Origin of the sequence: Glutamicibacter protophormiae, from assembly GCF_014647495.1 — a bacterium.
GTDB classification, from domain to species: domain Bacteria; phylum Actinomycetota; class Actinomycetes; order Actinomycetales; family Micrococcaceae; genus Glutamicibacter; species Glutamicibacter protophormiae.
Window position 1 is genome coordinate 190,379 of sequence record NZ_BMPH01000003.1, and the last position, 19,387, is coordinate 209,765.

At 66.3% G+C, this 19,387-nt stretch carries 19 protein-coding genes; 8 read left to right on the forward strand and 11 right to left on the reverse strand.

Annotation, left to right across the window (positions count from 1 at the left end; translation table 11 throughout):
* Positions 1 to 23 precede the first annotated feature (23 nt).
* On the forward strand, positions 24 to 611 hold the full coding sequence (locus IEY43_RS05185) for a TetR/AcrR family transcriptional regulator (RefSeq protein ID WP_188947545.1): 588 nt from the start codon (positions 24 to 26) through the stop codon (positions 609 to 611).
* Positions 612 to 708: 97 nt separating this feature from the next.
* Here the strand turns inward: IEY43_RS05185 and IEY43_RS05190 are convergent, their stop codons facing one another.
* Positions 709 to 930 (reverse strand): acyl-CoA carboxylase subunit epsilon, encoded by a 222-nt coding sequence (locus IEY43_RS05190; RefSeq protein WP_188947546.1) that lies wholly within the window; start codon positions 928 to 930, stop codon positions 709 to 711.
* A 49-nt stretch (positions 931 to 979) separates the two neighbouring features.
* Complete coding sequence (locus tag IEY43_RS05195; protein ID WP_188947547.1) at positions 980 to 2,590, reverse strand: acyl-CoA carboxylase subunit beta; 1,611 nt, start codon at positions 2,588 to 2,590, stop codon at positions 980 to 982.
* Positions 2,591 to 2,785: 195 nt separating this feature from the next.
* Between IEY43_RS05195 and IEY43_RS05200 the strand changes: the two genes are divergently transcribed.
* The 5 genes from IEY43_RS05200 to IEY43_RS05220 all read left to right on the forward strand — a co-directional run bounded on the left by IEY43_RS05200 (position 2,786) and on the right by IEY43_RS05220 (position 7,355).
* The gene (locus tag IEY43_RS05200) at positions 2,786 to 3,643 is read left to right on the forward strand and encodes an SDR family oxidoreductase (protein WP_188947548.1); all 858 of its coding nucleotides are present in this window, start codon (positions 2,786 to 2,788) and stop codon (positions 3,641 to 3,643) included.
* 42 nt (positions 3,644 to 3,685) lie between these two features.
* Positions 3,686 to 4,552, forward strand: coding sequence for a biotin--[acetyl-CoA-carboxylase] ligase (locus tag IEY43_RS05205; RefSeq protein WP_188947549.1), 867 nt, complete (start codon positions 3,686 to 3,688; stop codon positions 4,550 to 4,552).
* Between the two features lie 87 nt (positions 4,553 to 4,639).
* Positions 4,640 to 5,188 (forward strand): PH domain-containing protein, encoded by a 549-nt coding sequence (locus IEY43_RS05210; RefSeq protein ID WP_188947550.1) that lies wholly within the window; start codon positions 4,640 to 4,642, stop codon positions 5,186 to 5,188.
* Positions 5,185 to 6,396, forward strand: a complete 1,212-nt coding sequence (locus IEY43_RS05215) for an adenylate/guanylate cyclase domain-containing protein (RefSeq protein WP_188947551.1) — start codon at positions 5,185 to 5,187, stop codon at positions 6,394 to 6,396. Before IEY43_RS05210 ends, IEY43_RS05215 begins: the two co-directional genes overlap by 4 nt.
* Complete coding sequence (locus IEY43_RS05220) at positions 6,396 to 7,355, forward strand: PP2C family protein-serine/threonine phosphatase (protein WP_188947552.1); 960 nt, start codon at positions 6,396 to 6,398, stop codon at positions 7,353 to 7,355. Before IEY43_RS05215 ends, IEY43_RS05220 begins: the two co-directional genes overlap by 1 nt.
* Here IEY43_RS05220 and IEY43_RS05225 read toward each other — a convergent pair.
* Entirely contained in the window at positions 7,352 to 7,624 is a 273-nt protein-coding gene (locus IEY43_RS05225) for a hypothetical protein (protein WP_188947553.1), read from the reverse strand. The two genes, IEY43_RS05220 and IEY43_RS05225, sit on opposite strands and share 4 nt — an antisense overlap.
* 123 nt (positions 7,625 to 7,747) lie before the next feature.
* Here IEY43_RS05225 and ligA point away from each other — a divergent pair, with 123 nt between their 5' ends.
* The gene (ligA, locus tag IEY43_RS05230; protein WP_229777286.1) at positions 7,748 to 10,018 is read left to right on the forward strand and encodes an NAD-dependent DNA ligase LigA; all 2,271 of its coding nucleotides are present in this window, start codon (positions 7,748 to 7,750) and stop codon (positions 10,016 to 10,018) included.
* A gap of 4 nt (positions 10,019 to 10,022) precedes the next feature.
* Positions 10,023 to 10,820 carry an inositol monophosphatase family protein gene (locus IEY43_RS05235; protein ID WP_188947554.1) on the forward strand — a complete coding sequence of 266 codons (798 nt, stop codon included), beginning with the start codon at positions 10,023 to 10,025 and terminating at the stop codon, positions 10,818 to 10,820.
* Positions 10,821 to 10,849: 29 nt separating this feature from the next.
* On the opposite strand, the gene IEY43_RS05240 is transcribed toward IEY43_RS05235, so the two are convergent.
* The 8 genes from IEY43_RS05240 to IEY43_RS05275 form a co-directional block, all read right to left on the reverse strand.
* The gene (locus IEY43_RS05240; RefSeq protein ID WP_188947555.1) at positions 10,850 to 11,260 is read right to left on the reverse strand and encodes a hypothetical protein; all 411 of its coding nucleotides are present in this window, start codon (positions 11,258 to 11,260) and stop codon (positions 10,850 to 10,852) included.
* A 609-nt stretch (positions 11,261 to 11,869) separates the two neighbouring features.
* Positions 11,870 to 12,319: an SRPBCC family protein gene (locus IEY43_RS05245; protein ID WP_188947556.1), complete on the reverse strand. Its 450-nt coding sequence runs from the start codon at positions 12,317 to 12,319 to the stop codon at positions 11,870 to 11,872.
* 9 nt (positions 12,320 to 12,328) lie between these two features.
* Positions 12,329 to 13,135, reverse strand: a complete 807-nt coding sequence (locus IEY43_RS05250; RefSeq protein ID WP_188947557.1) for a glucosamine-6-phosphate deaminase — start codon at positions 13,133 to 13,135, stop codon at positions 12,329 to 12,331.
* Between the two features lie 114 nt (positions 13,136 to 13,249).
* Positions 13,250 to 14,674, reverse strand: coding sequence for a glycoside hydrolase family 3 protein (locus IEY43_RS05255; protein WP_188947558.1), 1,425 nt, complete (start codon positions 14,672 to 14,674; stop codon positions 13,250 to 13,252).
* A 4-nt stretch (positions 14,675 to 14,678) separates the two neighbouring features.
* On the reverse strand, positions 14,679 to 15,515 hold the full coding sequence (locus IEY43_RS05260) for a carbohydrate ABC transporter permease (RefSeq protein ID WP_188947559.1): 837 nt from the start codon (positions 15,513 to 15,515) through the stop codon (positions 14,679 to 14,681).
* A complete protein-coding gene (locus IEY43_RS05265; protein ID WP_188947560.1) occupies positions 15,515 to 16,465 on the reverse strand; it encodes a carbohydrate ABC transporter permease in 951 nt (316 codons plus the stop codon). The genes IEY43_RS05260 and IEY43_RS05265 overlap by 1 nt, the downstream gene beginning before the upstream one ends.
* 103 nt (positions 16,466 to 16,568) lie before the next feature.
* Positions 16,569 to 17,933 carry an extracellular solute-binding protein gene (locus tag IEY43_RS05270; RefSeq protein ID WP_188947561.1) on the reverse strand — a complete coding sequence of 455 codons (1,365 nt, stop codon included), beginning with the start codon at positions 17,931 to 17,933 and terminating at the stop codon, positions 16,569 to 16,571.
* Positions 17,934 to 18,013: 80 nt separating this feature from the next.
* The gene (locus IEY43_RS05275; RefSeq protein ID WP_188947562.1) at positions 18,014 to 19,165 is read right to left on the reverse strand and encodes an ROK family protein; all 1,152 of its coding nucleotides are present in this window, start codon (positions 19,163 to 19,165) and stop codon (positions 18,014 to 18,016) included.
* Positions 19,166 to 19,387: the final 222 nt, after the last annotated feature.

A 19,387-nucleotide genomic window follows, 5' to 3' on the forward strand; every position in this document is an offset into this window, starting at 1 on the left:
TCAAGCGGAGCAACCAGCGCACCATGTCACTTTCCCCCTCGGCCCAGAAGATCTGCGACGTCGCGGTCAAGCATTTCGCCCGATTCGGCTACGACGCCTCGTCCTTGGCGGCCATCGCCGAAGGCGCGGGCATGCGCAAGCCGTCGCTCTATGCGCATTTCGCCGGGAAGGATGCGTTGTTCCTGCAGGTGCTGGAAATCGCGCTGGACGAGGAGAAGGTGGTGGCCCGCACCTCCCTGGCGGCACAGGGCGGGCCTGCGGATGTTCCGGGGGACGGCTACCTCTCCGGGCTCCAGGAACGCTATGACGGTTCGCCGCATTTCCAGTTCCTGCTGCGGACGGTCTACGCGCCGCCGGTGGCCATGCGCGAGCAGATTATCGACAAGTACCGCGGCTACGAGTCCGAGCTCCGGTCGGCCTTCATGGAAAGCCTGGAGCCGTCCCTCGCAGAGGATCGGGCGAACCTGCTGACCGAGGCGTTCCTCGGGGTGGTCGACAGCCTGCAGGTCGAGCTGATCTACAACTCGCCGCAGACCTTCGAGGTCCGGCGCGATGCCATGTGCCGGATGCTGGGGGCATTTGCCGCGGCTTCGGCGCAACCGGGGAGCTGAGGGGCGGGACCACCGGCAGGCCGGTCGTTCGGCAACAGCGCAGACAAGAATGCCGGAGCACCCTCAGGGTGCTCCGGCATGCTCATTGCCGGCGTGCTTAGCGCCGGCCCAGGTTCCAGGACAGGCGCGGGGTGCTCAGCGCAGTGCGCTTGCGCAGCCGCGCCACGCGCTTGGGCGCCTGCACAGTTCGCGCGGTGTCCTGCTCCCGGGAGTCCATCGCCATCAGCAGTGCGGTGACCGCGGCCAGCTCTTCGGGCGTGGGATTGCCGCGGGTGACGGTCAGCTGCGCGGCAGCAGAAGCGTGGGCCTGCTGGTCCATGGTGGAACTCCTTATGCGTCGTGGAAGAAGGGTGCGTGGCGCCGGGTGCCTACAGCGGGATGTTGCCGTGCTTCTTCGCAGGCAGCGTGGCGTGCTTCTCGCGCAGCGCGCGCAGCCCGCGCACCAGCTGCAAGCGGGTTTCGCTCGGGGCGATGACCGCGTCCACATAGCCCAGCTCGGCGGCCTGGTAGGGGTTGAGCAGCTCGGCTTCGTAGTCGTCGATGATCTGCTTGCGGCGTGCCTCGACGTCGCCGCCTTCGGAGTCCACCGCCGCCAGATCGCGGCGGTACAGAATGTTGACCGCGCCCTGCGCGCCCATCACGCCGATCTGCGCGGTCGGCCAGGCCAGGTTCAAGTCCGCGCCCAGCTTCTTGGAGCCCATCACGATGTATGCTCCGCCGTAGGCCTTGCGGGTGATCACGGTCAGCTTCGGCACGGTGGCCTCCGCGTAGGCGTAGAGCAGCTTGGCGCCACGGCGGATGATGCCCTGGAATTCCTGGTCCTTGCCGGGCAGGAAGCCCGGCACGTCAACCAGGGTCACGATCGGGATGTTGAAGGCGTCGCAGTGGCGCACGAAGCGGGCGGCCTTTTCCGAGGCGGCGATGTCCAGGGTGCCGGCGAACTGCATCGGCTGGTTGGCGACCAGGCCCACGGTGCGGCCCTCGATGCGGGCGTAGCCGATCAGCACGTTCGGCGCGTACAGCGCCTGCATCTCGAAGAACTGGCCGTCGTCCACCACTGACTCGATCACGGTGCGCATGTCGTAGGGCTGGTTGGCCGAGTCCGGGATCAGGGTGTCCAGTTCCAGGTCGTCCTCGGTGAGCTCCAGCTCCTCGTCGAACTCGGCGATCAGCGCGTCGGAGAGGTTGGAGGAGGGGAGGTAGTCCAGCAGGTCCTTGCAGAACTCGATGGCGTCTTCCTCGTCGGCCGCCAGATAGGTGGCGGTGCCGGTGTTGGCGTTGTGCTGGCGCGCGCCGCCCAGGGTCTCCATGTCGATTTCCTCGCCGGTGACGGTCTTGATGACGTCCGGGCCGGTAATGAACATGTGGCTGGTCTTGTCGACCATGATCACGTAGTCGGTCAGCGCGGGGGAGTAGGCGGCGCCGCCGGCGCTCGGGCCCATGATCAGCGAGATCTGCGGGACGACGCCTGAGGCGTGGACGTTGTTGCGGAAGATGTCCGCGAACATGGCCAGGGAGGCCACGCCTTCCTGGATGCGGGCGCCGCCGCCGTCCAGGATGCCGATGACCGGGCAGCCGTTGCGCAGCGCGAATTCCTGGACCTTGACGATTTTTTCGCCGTTGACCTGGGAGAGCGAACCGCCGTAGACAGTGAAGTCCTGCGAGTAGACGGCGACCTGGCGGCCGTCGACGGTGCCGTAGCCGGAGACCAGCCCGTCGCCCATCGGCTTCTTCTTCTCCATGCCGAAGGCGGTGGAGCGGTGCACGGCCAGGGCGTCGAATTCAATGAAGGAACCCTCGTCCAGCAGCATCTCGATGCGTTCGCGGGCGGTGTGCTTGCCGCGCGCATGCTGCTTTTCGATGGCGGCCTGTCCACTGGGAGCTTCGGAGAGCTTCTGGCGGCGGCGGAACTCAGCGAGCTTGCCGGCGGTGGTGGACAGGTCGATTGCTTCGTCTGCCTCGGTACGGCCCTGCGTCATGCCCTGGTCTCCCTCGGATCGGTCTGGATGTGTAGGAATGGCACAAGAAAATTGCCAACCAAGCCAGTCTAACTGGGAAAACAGACAGTTTGTTTGTAGGAAACTTACAAATTGGGGCAATCCTGAGCATGACCCACGCCAGAATAAGTTACCCAGTAGTAGCTTACCGGTCGCATCTGACGTAACCTAGGTCACATGACTATTGAATCGCGAACCCTCATCGCCCCCGACCATTCCCGGCTGGCCGGGCGCACCCTGCTGATGAGCGGCGGCAGCCGCGGCATCGGCCTGGCCATCGCGACCGCCGCCGCCCGCGCTGGCGCCAATGTGGTGCTGCTGTCGAAAACCGATGCCCCGCACCCGAGCCTGGAAGGCACCATCCACACGGCGGTGCAGCAGATCAACGACGCCGGCGGCAAGGGCCTGGCAGTGGTGGGCGACGTGCGGGTGGACGAAGACGTGCAACGCGCGGTGCAGCAGGCGGTCGAGGCCTTCGGCGGCATCGACATCGTGGTGAACAACGCCTCGGCCATCAACCTGGCCAAAACCGACCAGCTGGACATGAAGCGCTACGACCTCATGCAGGACATCAACGTGCGCGGCACCTTCCTGCTGTCCAAGACCGCGCTGCCGCACCTGCGCGAGTCCGCTCACGCCCACATCCTGACGCTCTCCCCGCCGCTGAACCTGGACCCCAAGTGGGCCGGGATGCACCTGGGCTACACCATGGCCAAATACGGCATGTCGCTGACCACCCTGGGCCTGGCCGAGGAACTTAAGGACAGCGGCATCGCGGTGAATTCGCTGTGGCCGGAAACGCTGATCGACACCGCCGCGATCCGCAACCTGCCCGGAGGCCAGCAGATGATCCGCGGCGCGCGCAGCGCGGACATCGTCGCGGATGCCGCACTGGCGATCCTTTCCAGCGATCCCGCCGGCGTCAGCGGCAATTTCTTCACCGACGGCCAGGTGCTGAACCTGGCCGGCGTCGGCGACCTGAGTGGCTATGCACTGAACCCCGATGTCCCGCTGGTGGAAGACATCTTCCTGTAAAGCCCGCGGGGGCCGGGCCGTGCGTGACTTAGGGTGGAATTCATGAGCATTGAAAACCAATCCGCCCGCGCCGCACTGGATCCGGCCGTCTTCGACGCCCTGGCTGGCGAGCTGGGGCTGGGGCTGGTCAGCATCCGTGACACCTCCGGCTCGACCAATACCGAGCTGGCGGACCTGGCCGCCTCCGGGCAGGCCGGCAACCTGAGCGTGTACTTCACCGAGCACCAGCAGCAGGGCAAGGGGCGTCTGGGACGCGGCTGGATCACCCCGGCCGGCTCCTCCATCACCGTCAGCGTGCTCGCGGTGCCGGGCGCTGCGATGCCCACGGACTCGCTGTCCTGGTACACCATGCTCGCGGCCTTGGCCTGGTGCCAGGCCGTTGAAGAGCAGGCAGGGGTGGCCGCCCGCATCAAATGGCCGAACGACGTGCTGGCCGGGGACAAGAAGATCTGTGGCATCCTGGCGCAGCTGGTTTCCACGCCGAAGGGCTTCGGGGTGGTGGTCGGCACCGGCATGAACGTCGACCAGGACGCCGACGAGCTGCCGGTTCCCACCGCCACCTCGTTGCGCCTGGCCAGCGGATCGCAGGTTTCGCGCAGCGCCCTGCTGGCCGGCTACCTGCGCCGCTTCGCCGCCCTGGATATCGCCTTCCGCGAAGTCCGCGGCAATGCCTCGGCCCAGATGCCTGGATTCTCCGGCGCCAGCCTGAGCGGCATGGTGGCGGCGAAGCTGGCCACGCTAGGACACGACGTCCGCGTCGAATTCCCAGATGGGAGCCTGCTTGAAGGGCAGGCGGTGGCCCTCGAACCCGACGGCGCGCTGTTGGTGCGCGACGGAGCGGCGCGCACCCACCGGGTGCTGGCCGGAGATGTCCACCACGTGCGGCGCGCCGATGGAAAGTACGCCTAACCTGCTGGTGGAACTGCGCCGGGACTAGTATTAGTAGAACTGAGGCTTCAAGGACCAACCAGGGCAGGAGGGACGAGGATACTGACGATGAAGGTGCCGCTGCATGAGAGGGAACGCGTGATCATCAAGACGCGTGAACATTCCCGAGTGCTGAGACAACCCATTGTCGCCTTCCTGCTGCTGACCGTGATCTGCACGTTCCTGCTCGGCTACCTCAGCCGCACGGACCTTTCGCCCTGGCTGGCCGACAACGCCGGCCTGTGGGTCGTGGTGACGCTGGTCCTGTGGGCGGCGCTGACGCTGATCTGGTGCGTCGCACCCTGGGTGCGCTGGCTGCGCAGCCGGATCGTGCTGACCACCGAACGGATCCTGTTCCGCTCGTCCTTCACCTCCGGCAAGCTGCAGTCCGTGGGACTGTATACGGTGCGCGACCTGATCGCCCACACTAAAAAGCAGAACGCCATGACCCGCGCCGGAACCCTGGATATCGTGCTGGGGCACGGCTACGTGAGGATTGCCCATGTTCCCTCGGTCCCGTACTTCAGGTCCCTGGCCATCGAAGCGATGACCAGCCTGCGCAACAACCAGTCCCCGGTGCAGACCGAGGCATCCAAGAGTGAGGGCATGGCTCCATGAGCACCGAGCACAGCACTACGCCACGGGCCGACACTCCGCAGTCCGCCTCCGTCGCAGCCCACCAGGCCCGCGAACACGCCCCGGTGGAGACCGCGCCCGAAGCGGACCCGATCCTGGAGCTCGCCCAGGCCATGGAGAAGCCGCTGCAGGTCCCGGCCCACACCCCGGACGACATCCGCGACACCGTTGCGGCCCTGGAGCGCCGCTTGATCGGCGGGCAGCGCGAACTGCGCCGCCGCGAGGTCGCCGCCGACGCGGGCATCTCGCTGCACTCGGCCCGCAAGCTGTGGCGCGCCATCGGCTTCCCGGAACTCAGCGACGACGAGGTCTTCTTCACCAAACGCGACGAGGAGGCGCTGGCCACCATGGTCGGCCTGGTGCGCGAAGGGCAGCTGACCGAGGAAACCGCGATCTCCCTGATGCGCTCGGTGGGCCAGATGACCGACCGCATGGTGGTCTGGCAGATCGAGGCGCTCGTGGAGGACATGATCGCCAACCAGAACATGTCCGACCGCCAGGCCCGCCGCCAGCTGTTCAACATGCTGCCGGACCTGATCCCGCAGATCGAAGACCTGCTGCTCTATTCCTGGCGCCGCCAGTTGAACTCCGCGGTGCACCGCATGGCGCTGCGCGCCGAGGCCGGGGTGGCCGCCTACAAGCAGGGCGGCGGCGACGACGACGGCGACACTCCGCTGCCGCTGGCCCGCGCCGTGGGCTTCGCGGACATGGTCTCCTACACCTCCCTGTCGCGGCGCATGAACGAGCGCACGCTGGCCAAGATGGTGCAGCGCTTCGAGTCCAAGAGCGCGGAGATCATTTCCGTGGGCGGCGGCCGGCTGGTGAAGACCATCGGCGACGAAGTGCTGTACGTGGCCGAGACCCCGCAGGCCGGCGCCCGGATTGCGCTGGCGCTCTCGCAGGAGTTCGAAGCCGATGAAATGCTGCCGCAGACCCGCGGCGCGGTGGTCTGGGGACGCATCCTCTCCCGCCTGGGCGACATCTACGGCCCGACGGTCAACATGGCCGCCCGGTTGACCTCGCTGGCCCAGCCCGGCATGGTGCTCACCGATGCATTGACCGCCAATACGCTGAAAAACGATCCGCGGTTCGTGCTCACCGCGCAGGAAATCACCGCGGTGCGCGGCTTCGGGGAGATCCAGCCCTTTGAGCTGTCCCATGGCGAAGGTACAGGACTGGTGGTCGACTGATGCACGGCGAAACTCAACCGGTACCCTTCATCCTGGCCGCGGCCGGGCGCACCGACGTGGGCCGGCGGCGCACCGAGAACCAGGACCGCATCCTGCTGGGCCAAGTGGCCTACGCGGTGGCCGACGGCATGGGCGGGCACGAGGCCGGCGAGGTCGCCAGCCAACTGGCCGTGGAGACCATGGAGGAACTGTGCACCCGCGCAGCGAAGACCTCCGTGCCGACCCTGCCCACCGTGTCCCAGGTGCGCAGCCAGGTCCAGCTGGCCGATGACCGCATCCGCGACGCGCTGGAGTCCCGCGGGGGCACCACGCTGTGCGCGCTGGTGCTGATCAAGGCCGCCGGGCAGGGCCGCGACTCGGTCACCGCGCCGGTGGCCATCCCGCCGTGGACGCAGAGCTTCGCGGCCCAGGGCGGCACCGACGTGATTTCGAAGATTACCCCGGAAATGCTCGAGGCGCACCGCCGCGGGCAGGAACCGGCCACCGCCGCCATGCCGGTCGTCGAAGAGGTGCCGAGCCTGGCGCTGGTGAACGTCGGCGACTCGCGCGGCTACCGGCTGCGCGACGGCGCCCTGCAGCAGTTGACCCGCGACCATTCGGCCGTGCAGGAAATGGTGGACGCCGGGCAGATCACCGAGCTGGAGGCCCGGAACCACCCGCACCGCAACCTCATCACCCGTGCGTTGGGCGCCGGGGCCGAAAGCCACCCGGACATCACCGTGCTGCAGCCGCGCATCGGGGACCGCTACCTGCTGTGCTCCGACGGGCTGAGCGGCGAGCTCACCGAAGACCTGCTGCAGAGCATTCTGGTCAGCTACAAGGACCGGCACGTCGCCACCGAGGTGCTGACCGGCGCCGCGCTGGAAGCCGGCGGCCGGGACAACATCGCGGTGATCGTCATCGACGTGCTCGCCGTCCCCGCAGCACCGGCGGCCGAGGCCGAGGTTCCCGCCAGCTAGGCCTGCTGGCTCCGCTGCGGGACAGTCGAAGGGGCAGAACCGGCCGGCCGGATCCGGGCAACCGGTGCAGCCGCCGGAACCGGGGATTGCAGATGCTCGAACGCGGCGGCGAAGCCTGCCGCACCGGCCGCGTCGGTGCTCTGCTGGATTCGGGCCAGCAGCGCAAGCGAAGTCTTCAGCCGCTCGTATTCCAGCCCGTCCCGGACCTCCTGCATCAGGTGCGCACGCTGCTGGTGGCTCAGATCGCTGAATTCCTGCTGTCGTTCCATGCTTCGCCTCCTCCACCATGAATCCGGTGGCCGCAAGCCTACTCCGACAGGACGGGAAGGGCATCCGATAATCGGGTGTGGGCAGAACTCAATCCAAGGGTTCTCTGGGGCACAATTGGATACGTGAGTGAAAATGACGTAACGCCAGTTGAGACCACAAACGCCCCGCCTGCCCCGGCGCGTGAACGACATGACGAGCTGGTCGAAAAGATCCGCGCGCACCGCGAGGCCTACTACCAGCAAGATGCCCCGCTGGTCTCGGACTCCGAATACGACGCCTTGTTCCAGGAACTGGAACTGCTCGAAGCCCGGTACCCCATCCTGGCCGGCCAGGATTCACCCACCCAGGAGGTCGGCGGCGAGGTTTCCGCGGCCTTCGCCCCGGTGACGCACGCCAGCCGCATGTACTCGCTGGAAGACGTGTTCTCGCTGGAGGAACTGGACGCCTGGCTGGAACGCGCCGGCGCGAACGCCAACCGCCTGCACCCGCAGATCCCGGTGCGCTGGCTGTGCGAGGTGAAAATCGACGGGCTGGCCCTGAATCTCACCTACCGCGACGGCAAATTGGTCCGCGCCGCCACCCGCGGCGACGGAACCACCGGAGAAGACGTCACCCACAACGCGTTGACCATCGCGGACATCCCGCAGCAGCTGGCCGGTTCCGGCTGGCCGGCCGAATTCGAGGTCCGCGGCGAGGTCTTCATCGCCACCGAGGACTTCAACGCCTACAACGAGGCGTTGATCGAGCAGGGCAAGGCCCCGCTGGCCAATCCGCGCAACGCCGCCGCCGGTTCGCTGCGCCAGAAGGACCCGGAGCAGACCGCCAAGCGCCCGCTGCGCATGTTCGTGCACGGGCTGGGGCGCAGCCGCGACTTCCCCATCACGGAGCAGTCCCAGGCCTACGAACTCATGCGCGGCTGGGGGCTTCCGGTCTCCCCGTACGGCCGCGTGGTCGAGTCGCTGGCCCAGGTGCGGGACTTCATCGCCGAGCACGGCGAGAAGCGCCATGAGCTGATCCACGACATCGACGGCATCGTGGTGAAGGTCGACGACCTGTCCACCCAGGAGCAGCTGGGCTACACCTCCCGCGTGCCGCGCTGGGCCGTGGCCTACAAGTACCCGCCGGAAGAAGTGCACACCAAGCTGCTGGACATCCAGGTCCAGGTGGGCCGCACCGGCCGGGTGACCCCCTTCGGCGTCATGGAACCGGTGCTGGTGGCCGGGTCCACGGTGGCACGCGCGACCCTGCACAACCAGGAGGTCGTCAAGGCCAAGAACGTGCTGATCGGGGACACCGTCATCCTGCGCAAGGCCGGCGACGTGATCCCGGAGATCGTCGGCCCGGTGCTGGCGCTGCGCGACGGCAGCGAAACTGCTTTCATCATGCCCACCGAATGCCCGTCCTGCGGCCAGCCGCTGGCTCCGGCCAAGGAGGGGGACGTGGACATCCGCTGCCTGAACGCGGAATCTTGCCCGGTCCAGCTCACCGAACGCGTCGCCTACCTGGGCGGCCGCAGCGCCCTGGACATCGAGGCGCTGGGCTACGAGGCGGCCGCGGCGCTGACCAGCGGCCCGGGCGAGGACCCTGCCACGCAGGGCGGGGTGATCCTGCCGGCAGGCCCGGGCCCGCTGCACAACGAGGCGGAGCTCTTCGACCTGAAGGACAAGCTGGATCAGCTGGCCGAGGTCAAGGTCTGGCGCGAAAAGCGCGTGAAGGGCGAGGGGACCGGAAAGTTCGACCTGGTGCCCTACTTCTTTACGAAGGCCACCGCGAAGAAGCCGTCGGTGCCGACCAAGAGCACGCAAAAGCTCTTCGACGAGCTGGAGAAGGCGAAAGGCAATCCGCTGTGGCGTGTGCTGGTGGCGCTGTCCATCCGCCACGTCGGACCCAACGCCTCCCGCGCCATCGCCACCCGCTACGGTTCCATGGACGCGCTGCTTGAGGTCATCGACGCAGGCAACGCGGTGGAGGAACTGAGCCAGATCGACTCGGTGGGCTCCATCATCGCCGAGGCGCTGGTCGACTGGTTCAAGGTCGACTGGCATCGGGACATCGTCACCGCCTGGCAGGCGGCCGGGGTGAAGATGGTCGACGAACGCGACGAGAACATCACCAAGAACCTCGAAGGCCTGGCCATCGTGGTTACCGGAACGATGGAGAACTATTCGCGCGACACCGCCAAGGAAGCGATCATCGTGCGCGGCGGCAAGGCGACGGGCAGCGTCTCGAAGAAAACCGATTTCCTGGTGGCCGGCGAGGCCGCCGGGTCGAAGCTGGACAAGGCCCGGTCCCTGGGGGTCCCGGTACTGGACGAAGCCGGTTTCGGCATCCTGCTGGAGCAAGGGCCGGAGGCGGCCCGCGAGGCGGCGCTTCCCGCGCCGGAAGGAGAATAAGACCATGGATCGAACCATTGCCCACGACCCGCTGGTGCTGCTGGCCCGCAAGGCCGCAGCCACCGGTGCTGAGATTCTTGCCCGCCGCGACGAGTCGAAGTTCAACACCGATGAGAAGTCCGCTGCGGGGGACTGGGTCACCGACTTCGATCGCGCCGCCGAGGAAGCCATCCGGGCGACCATCGTGACCACCCGGCCGAATGACGAATTGACCGGGGAAGAATACCCCAGCGCCAAGCCGGCGAATCCCAGCGGCCTGCGCTGGAGCATCGATCCGCTGGATGGCACCACGAACTTCGTGCGCAACATCGCGTACTACTGCTCGTCGGTGGCGGTCTGCGAGAAGGACGAAGACGGCAGCGAGCGCTGGGTGGCCGCGGCCATTGCGGCCCCGGCGCTGCACGTCGAGTACTTCGCGGGACGCGGGCTGGGCGCCTGGAAGCAGGACCTGCTCACCGGCAAGCTCACCCAGCTGAGCGGTCCTGCCGACACCGAGGCGCGCATCCTGGCCACAGGTTTCGGCTACGACCCAGCACGCCGGGAATTCCAGGCATCCGTGCTGCAACAGGTGATCGGCGATTACGTCAACGTGCGCCGCCTGGGCTCGGCGGCGCTGGATTTGTGCCTGGTGGCCGAGGGCGCGCTGGATGCCTATGCCGAATTCGGCACCCAGGAATACGACTGGGCCGCCGGCGCGCTGATCGCCGAGGAAGCCGGAACCCTGGTCGGGCGCCCCGTCGGCTATCCGGGATGGCAGTACGCGGGACTGGTGGACGCGTCCAAGCTGCCAATGCCCGATTGAGCGCAAGCCTTCGTCAACGTCGTGGGCGTCTAGCCTAGAACCGTGCCGAGCAGATTGCCCGCATCATGGATCGCCCCGCCGACCAGCACACCGCCGCACACCTGTGAGGCGGTGTGCTGTCCGCTGCGGATGCGCGCCCAGGACAGCACCGCGACGCCGGCGAGGAGCAGAGGCATGCACCCGCCCATGCCGTTGGCTGCCTGCAGCGCCGCATAGGTTCCCACCGAGAGGTGCACTAAGACCTTCCACCTCAGATTGATCATGGACACCGCGAACAGGCCGATCAGGATGGCCAGGACTTCGCGGAAAATCCCGCCCCCGGCGCCCATGGCCCAGAGCAGCAGCAGGGTCGCCAGCGTGACTGGCGCCAGGAAATGGGAGATGCCGAGCGCCAAGCGTCTGACCTGCTGGCCTGGGGCAGCATCCGCGGTGAGCCACATAGGGTAAAGCCTGGCCTATCGTTGTTTTTCCGTGCTCCCACGCCTACTGGGGACCGGGCCGCGGACGGGCAGCGTGGGCGCTTTGCGCAGGCTACCCAGCTGCCAGCGCTCAGGTTATGCTTCCCAGAAGAACCCTGGAGGGACAGCATGCTCAAAATGGCCAGCTGGGTGATTCGATCGGCTATGACCCTGGCAGCCATGGTCGGACTTGCCGCGGCCGGGCTGGTGGCCGCAATGTTCATACCCGATGTCGGCAAGGACGAGTCCTGCGAATTGAACACGCCATATCTGGTAGACAGGACGAGCGCGGCAGGGGCCCGCCTCGAAGTGGCGGTGGACCCGGCTGGCTGCGACGCGGATCTGCCCGAGGGGCAGGTGATCCACCTGGAATTCAAGGTGGAGGATGCTCCGGTACCGCAAGCCGGGCAGAGCGACGCCCGGATGGATCAGGACGGATCAATGCACGCGGTGCTCCCGGTAGATCCACGGAACACGCAGGGCCTGTTGACCGTGAAGGTCATCGGCAGCGTCCCTGGCTGTGACGAAGACACCGCCGCATGCGCCGCATGGTTCCATGAACTTATATCCCGAATTGAAGTCCTGAATGAGTCAGCCGGAGGTGGACAGAAGGAAACTGTTCCGGCTGCGGATCAACCGGGGCATGTACCAGCCCAGCACGAGTCTTTCCGCCAGCCAGCCCAGGGGCCCTAACGGGGCGGCGAAGCTGATTTTGTCGATCATGACAGTTTCCTGGCCGCAGTCGATGAACTCGTGGACGTGCCGGAAGTACTTGAACGGGCCGTGCAGCTGCTCGTCCGTGAAAGTGGTGTGTTCCCGCAGCGCGGTGATCTTCGAGGTCATGCGCAGCGGAACGCCGAAGTGCGTCGCCCGCCACGTCACCTGCTCACCGAGGCCGATCGTGCCGGTGGTGACACCGGCAACGGCGCGCTCTCCCGAATCCTTCATGGAGTCGGTGTGAGCATCGATGTCCAGGGACTTGTCCCAGAGCGACGCAACGCTCTGGGAGGTGCGGGAGACGCACTCGAAGTAGACGGCCATAGGGCCAGACTAGACGATGACCAGGTTCTCTTCGGAAATTCCTGCCGCGGCATCGTCATAGTATTCGCGCTGGGTCAGCTTGGAAGCCGCTGCCTCGTCCAGCACCACGACCGCGTCGCGGTGCAGCTGAAGCACCGAGCCCGGGCAGGCAGCGGACAGCGGCCCCTCGACCGCTGCGGCGATGGCGTCGGCCTTGCCGGCTCCGGTAGCCACGAGGACCAGCCGATCGGCATCAAGGATGGTGCCCAGCCCCTGGGTGACGCAGTGGGTCGGCACATGCTCGATGCCGGCAAAGAACCGTGCGTTGTCCTCGCGGGTCTTGGCGGCCAGGCGCTTGATGCGGGTGCGGCTGGTCAGGGCGCTGCCCGGCTCGTTGAAGCCCAGGTGGCCGTTGGCGCCGATTCCCAGGATCTGGACCTGGATGCCGCCGGAGGCCTTGATCGCGGCATCGTAGGCATCCGCGGCTGCCTGCACCGCCGGCACCGAAGCCCCGGTGCCCTGGGGCACGGACAGGTTTTCGGCGCGCAGGCCGATGACGTTGCAGACCTCGTTGATCAAGGTCTGGCGGTAGGACTGCTCATGGGTGTCCGGGATGCCGATGTACTCATCCAGGGCGAAGCCGAGCGCCTCAGAGAAATCTGCGCGTGATTCGGAGACCGCCTTGCCCAGTTCCCGGTACAGTCCCAGCGGGGAAGATCCGGTGGCCAGGCCCAGCACCTGCCGTTGCCCCGCCCCGTGCTCGGCCAAGCCTGCCAGGACGTTGTCAGCGGCGATACGAGCTACTTGGTCAGCGTTCGAACCAATCAGTACGCGCATAGAATGAGGATCCAATCTTCGAAAAACGGGGTGCGCCGGGCGGCGCGGCGGTCTGCTGCAGTCAGCGCAAGCGCAGAACCGCGAAAACACTATTCTCTCAGGTTTTACCCTGGGCTAGCATTTTTGTTCCGCGGGGATCTGCAACATCTCCATCACGGTGCGGGCCAGCACGGGGGAGGCGCCATAGGTGGTGATGTCGGCCCCGGGAGCGGGCCAGCCGAAGTTCACCACCAGCACGCGGTGGCCAGCCTGGCGCAGCTGGGCGGCCAGTGTATGCACCGCATGGGTTTCCGACAGGGCCCGGGCCGCCAGCAGCACCTTCGCGCCGGGACGCAGATCTTCCGGTGCGGCCGTCGAAGCAACGCTGGACAACCCCCACGGTACGTGGCCCACGGCCATGTTGCTGTCGGTGTCCACCTGCACCAGCTGTACCTCGGCTGGATCCGAAATCCAACCGGCAACCTCGGCGGAGGTTTCAAAGGCCTGCGACCAGTCGCCGGTCACCAGCTCGCACGGTTCGCAAGCCCGGTCCTGCACCCGGTAGTGGGTGGCCAACGCGGTGTTGCGGGCCGCCGCATCGCGCAGGCGCTGCGGATCAAGGGTGCCTTCGCGCACTGCGTGGAGGATGGCGTTGACAACTTGTTCGTAGTCTTCGCGTTCCATGTCGGTGCCCAGGCACAGCAGGTCGGCGCCGGCGCGCAGCGCACGCACCGCTGCCACCGGGATTCCGGTTTCGGCGCTGGCACCGGCCATGTCCAGGGCATCGGTGACGATGACCCCGGTGAAACCCAGCTCATCGCGCAGCAGGTCGCCAAGGATGGCGCTGGAGAAAGTGGCGGGATTTTCCGCATCCAGCGCCGGAACCATGATGTGGCTGGTCATGATGGCCGCGATGCCGGTCTGGATCGCCGCGGTGAATGGGGCCAGTTCGCGTTCGGCCAGGGTGAAGGGATCCACCGCGACGACCGGCAGCGACAGGTGCGAGTCCGTGGAGGTGTCGCCGTGCCCGGGGAAGTGCTTGGCGCAGGCGGCAACCATTTCCCCCTGCAGGCCCACGGTGAACGCTGCGGTGTGCATGGCCACCTTGCGCGGGCTGATCCCGAAGGAGCGCACCCCGATGACCGGATTCTGCGCATTGGTATTCACGTCCGCGTCCGGGGCCAAATTCAGGTTGAAGCCGTAGGAACGCATTTCGCGGGCGATGGCCCGGGCACTGGCGCGGGTGAGCTGCGGGTCGTCCATTCGCCCCAGCACCGCGTTGCCCGGCTGGTTGGAGCCGTCGCGGTAGTGCAGCCGGGTGACGTCTCCGCCTTCCTCATCCAGTGCCAGAATGGCCCCGGGGGACGCCTGGCGGATCTGGCTCATGAGCGCGGCCAGCTGCCCGGTGTCCTGGATATTGCCGCCGTAGATGCACAGCGATCCGAGCCCGGCTTCGAGTTCTTCGGCAACCCATCCGGGGAGTGTGGTGCCGATGAACCCCGGCATGAGCACGGCGCGAGCCAGGGAACGCAGCGCCTGGTCGTCGTGGTGGTTTTCCATGGTGTTATCCCTTCACAGCGCCGCCGACCAGGCCGGAGGACATCCGGGACTGGACCAGCAGGAAGAAAATGATGACGGGTACGGCAACCAGGGTGGAGGCCGCCATGACCATGCCCCAGTCGGTTTCACGGGTGGCCGAAGCCTGGATGAATGAACGCAGCCACAGCGGCAGCGTCTTGGCCTGGTCTTCGGTCATGACCACCAGTGCCACGGTGAATTCGTTCCAGGCCTGCAGGAAGGCGTAGACGCCGGAGGCGACCAGGCCGGGGGCCAGCAACGGAAAAGTGATTCTCAGGAATGCCTTGGTGCGGGACAGGCCGTCCACCATGGCGGCTTCTTCCAGCTCCACCGGCACGCCTGCCACGAAGCCGCGCAGCATCCAGATGGTGAACGGGACCACGGCCGCCGCATAGAGCACGGTCAGGCCCAGCACGGAGTTGAGCATGTTGACGCTGGACATCATCTTGTACTGCGCGATGAACATGCCTTCGGCCGGCAGCATCTGGATCAGCAACAGGGCCAGAATGAAGGACTTTCGGCCGCGGAAGCGGAAACGGCTGATGGCCAGCGCGCCGAGGAATGCCACGATCAGGCAGATGCCCACGGTAGCCAGGGTGACGGCCAGCGAGACGCCGAGCGCCTGGACGAACGCGCCGTCGGAGAGCACCGCTGCGAAGTTGTCGAAGGAGCCGCCGACGGGAAGGAACTGCGGGGTGGTGGACTGCAGCGTGGTGTTCGGAAGCAGGGAGGAATTCAGCATCCAGTACACCGGGAAGGCCCAGATCAGGGCCGCCGCCAGGGCGATGGCCCCGGAGATGTAGGTGGTGATCTTCGTGCGCATCAGTGTTCTTCCTTCATCAGCGAGCGGACGTAGTACCAGCTGATCCCGACGGTGATCAGCAGCATCAGGATCGACACGGCACTGGCAATGCCGAAGGATCCCGAGCCGACGCCGGCCTGGTAGATGTAGGTGCCGAGCAGGTGGGTCTCATTGGCGACGCCGCCGGCATCCTGCAGCAGCTTGATCTGCGTAAAGACGCGCAGGTCCCAGATCAGCTGGAGCAGCATCACGATGGAGAGCACCGGGGCGATGACGGGAAGGATGATGTGGCGGGTGCGCTGCCAGCCGGTGGCCCCGTCCATGGCCGCCGCCTCCAGCATCTCCTCGGAGATCTGGGTCAGCCCGGCGAAGATGCTCAGCGCCACGAATGGCACCGAGGCCCAGACGACGATGACCAGCGCGGTGATGAAGAAGGTCACGGGGTCGGCCAGCCAATTGTGTCCCTGGGCGTCCACTCCGAGCTTGACCAGCACCCAGTTCAGCAGGCCGCGGCGCCAGTCGACCAGCCAGACCCAGACGGTCATGGAGGCGACCACCGGCATGGCCCAGGCCAGCAGCAAGGCGATCTGCAGGATCAGGCGCACTGACTTGTGCACGCGCTTCATCAGCAGCGCCAGCAGGAAACCGAGCAGCACGGTGAAGGAGGCGGCGAGCAGGCAGAAGAGCAGGGAACGCCCGAGCACCACCCAGAAGTTCGCGTCGCTGAGCAACTCGACGTAGTTGGCGAATCCGACGAATTCGGGGGCCTGGCCGAACTGCTGCTTGAGGCCGAATTCCTGGAAGCTGGTGACCAGCTGCCAGCCCACGGGGTAGCCCAGGGCGAGCACGAGCAGCACGATCGTGGGAAGGATCAGCAGCCGGGCGCGGGAACGCGGCGGCTTGGACGGGCGCACGGCGTCGGGCCGGTCCCGGTCCTTCGCCGGGTTCGGCGTGGAGAGCTGGGTTGTCATGACGGAGTTCCTTGCAAGGGTGGTGACGAAGTTCAGGTCGGTGGCGAGCCGATGGCCGGAGCACGAGGGTGCTCCGGCCATCAGCGGGCCCGGTGGTGAACTCTTACTTCAGGTTCAGCATCGGGGTGATCTTGGCGTCGTATTCCTCAGCCAGCGCCTTCAGATCCGTTGCGGATTCGATCTTGCCGAAGAATTCTTCCAGCACGAGGTTGGTTTCCACAGCGGCCCAGCCCGGAGCGGCAGGGGTCAGCTTGGAGTTCTTCATGGCCTCGATGGTGGTGGTGGCGAACTGGTCGTCACCCAGCGAGGAGGAATACTTCAGGTTGGCTGGCCCCAGGCCGTTCTTGCCCAGCATGTTCTGGTATTCCTCGGAGAAGATGACGCGCATCAGTTCCTTGGCCAGTTCGGGGTTCTGGCTCTTGGCCGAGATGCCGATGTTCGAGCCGCCGGCGAGCACCGGTGCCGGGTTGCCGTCGTTGCCCGGCAGGGCGAAGATGCCGAAGGTCTCGTCGTTCCATTCGCGCGCGTCCTTGCCGTCCACCTTGGTCAGGTCGCCAATGGACCAGCGGGCCCAGTTCGGCGCCATGATGGTCGCGGCGGCCAGGGAGGTCTTGCCGGTCGGCTTGCCCGCTTCGTCCAGGATCTGGTCCGCGTCGTTGATGTACAGCCACGGGGTGACGTCCTTCGCGTCGGAAGGAGCCTTGGACGCGTTCTTGTACAGGTCCTGCAGCTGTTCCAGGCCCTTGAGGGTGTTCTCGTCGGCCAGGGTGGAGACCCACTGGTCGCCGTCCTTCTTGGCCAGGTCGCCGCCGTTGGCGAAGATCCAGGAGACGCCGTTGCGCCAATCCTGGCCGCCCAGGAAGAAGCCGGAGAAGTTCTTGATGTCGCGCGGGTTCTTCTCGGTGATGGTCTTCACCGCGGTGTTGAACTCATCCAGGGTCTTCGGGGTTTCCACGCCGGCTTCTTCCCAGAGGTCCTTGCGGTTGAACATGTAGCGCGAGCCGGCGTAGTACGGAAGGGTGAACTTCGCGCCGTCGACGCTGCCGGCCTCGACGAAGGACGGGATCAGGTCGGCGCCGCCGAGCTCTTCATACAGGTCGCTCAGGTCGAGGAACGCGCCGATGTTGGTGAAGGTCGGGGACTGGGTGTTGCCCATTTCCACGACGTCCGGGGTGTTGTTCGCATCCGGCAGCGCGGTGGTCATCTTGGTGACCAGGTCGCCCCAGCCCTGCTCCTCGATCTTCAAGGTCGCGCCGGTGTTCTCCTTGAAGGTGTCCTTCAGGTAGGTGCGCAGTTCGTCGGGGGTGTCGCCGCCGGCCAGCCAGAGGGTGATGGACTTGCCGGCGTTGGCCTCCTTGTCCAGCGGGGCGTCGGAGGACGGGGCCGGGGTGCCCGAACCGCCGGCGCAGGCGGTGAGGGCTACGGAAGCTGCCACGGTCGCGGCAAGAGACAGCAGTGTCTTCTTCACGTTGATGGTTCCTTTCGGGAATGCATGTTGCGAGTGATTTGGGTAGAGCATGTCGTGCAGAACTGGCGGGTGTCGATTGCTCAGGCCACCCCCAGCTCGTTGAACAGCACGTTCACGGCCGCACCGCGGAGCACGATGTCGTCGGGGTTCCGAGAGAGCTGAACCGTGAAATTGGGGCGCTGCGAGGTGTTGGTCCGGGCGCTGATGGTCTCACGCACCGCGGCGAGCAGCTTGTCGTCGACATAGCGGGCCGGCCCGGCCAGCACCAGGTCCTGCACGTCGAGTACCGAGACAATGGGGGCCAGCACGATGCCCAGGCGTTCACCGGCCTGGGCCATGACCGAGCTGTGGTGGTCGGCTTCCGCTACGCCTTCCGGACGCTGGGCCAGCGCGCGGCGGATGGAAGGGATGGACGCCCAGGTTTCCACGCAGCCGTGTTTCCCGCAGACGCATTCAGGCCCCTGGTCGGTGCCCACGATGACGTGGCCGAGTTCCCCGGAGGCAGCATTCGCGCCGCGGACCCGGGTGCCGTTGACGATGGTTCCGCAGCCGACGCCGCGGCCGAGCTTGACCAGCATCATATGGGCGCTGCCGCTGCCGAAGGTGTGCTCGCCCATGACGGCGCCGTCGGCGTCGTTGACCACGTGGGTGGGGAGATTGAAATGTTCGCAGACCTGCTGGCGCAGGTCGAGGTCTGTCCATCCGAAGTTCGGTGCGGTGAGGATGCATCCGTCGTCGGTGACAATGCCCGGGGTTCCCACGCCGATGCCGATGATGCGTTCGGTGGCTGCCTGCACGGCGCGCGCGGTCAGCTCGATGACTTGGGCCGAGGCTGCCTCGCCCTTCTCATCGGTGGTTTCCAGCTCCACGCGGGTCAGCACGTTGCCGTTGAGGTCCATGACGGCGGCGCGCATCACGGCCGAGTCTGCGAGGTCGACGCCGATGATCTGCAGGCCCTGGCGGTTGATGTCCAGCAGGATGCTCGGCTTGCCCGGGCGGCTGGCGCTGGAGGTGCCGACTTCGATCACGTGGCCGCGGGAAATCAGTTCGACCACCAGATCCGAAATGGTCACGCGGGTCAGGCCGCTGGAACGGGAGAGGTCCGCGCGGCTCATCGGTCCCTGCGCATACAGGTGCTGCAACAGCAAGGCGAGGTTGAGCTCGCGTCCGTGCGACGGCAGTGAAGCGGTGCGCCGGGACATGGTGCTGCGGTTGCCTGTGGTCGAAGTCATGACTGTTAGTTAACTTTACTAACAAACATTTGGTAAGTAGTTTTTCGCGGCAAAAGATCGCCCAGCGCTCCGGAAAGTGGTGTCGATCACCAGATCAAGAACTGATAAAGGCTATTTGACCTGCTAAATCGCTGGAATATCGCGAATCCATTGAAGTCGATCACGGAAATCATAACTTTTGAATGCATGGATGATTATTCCGGCTCCCACCGTGGTGGGATC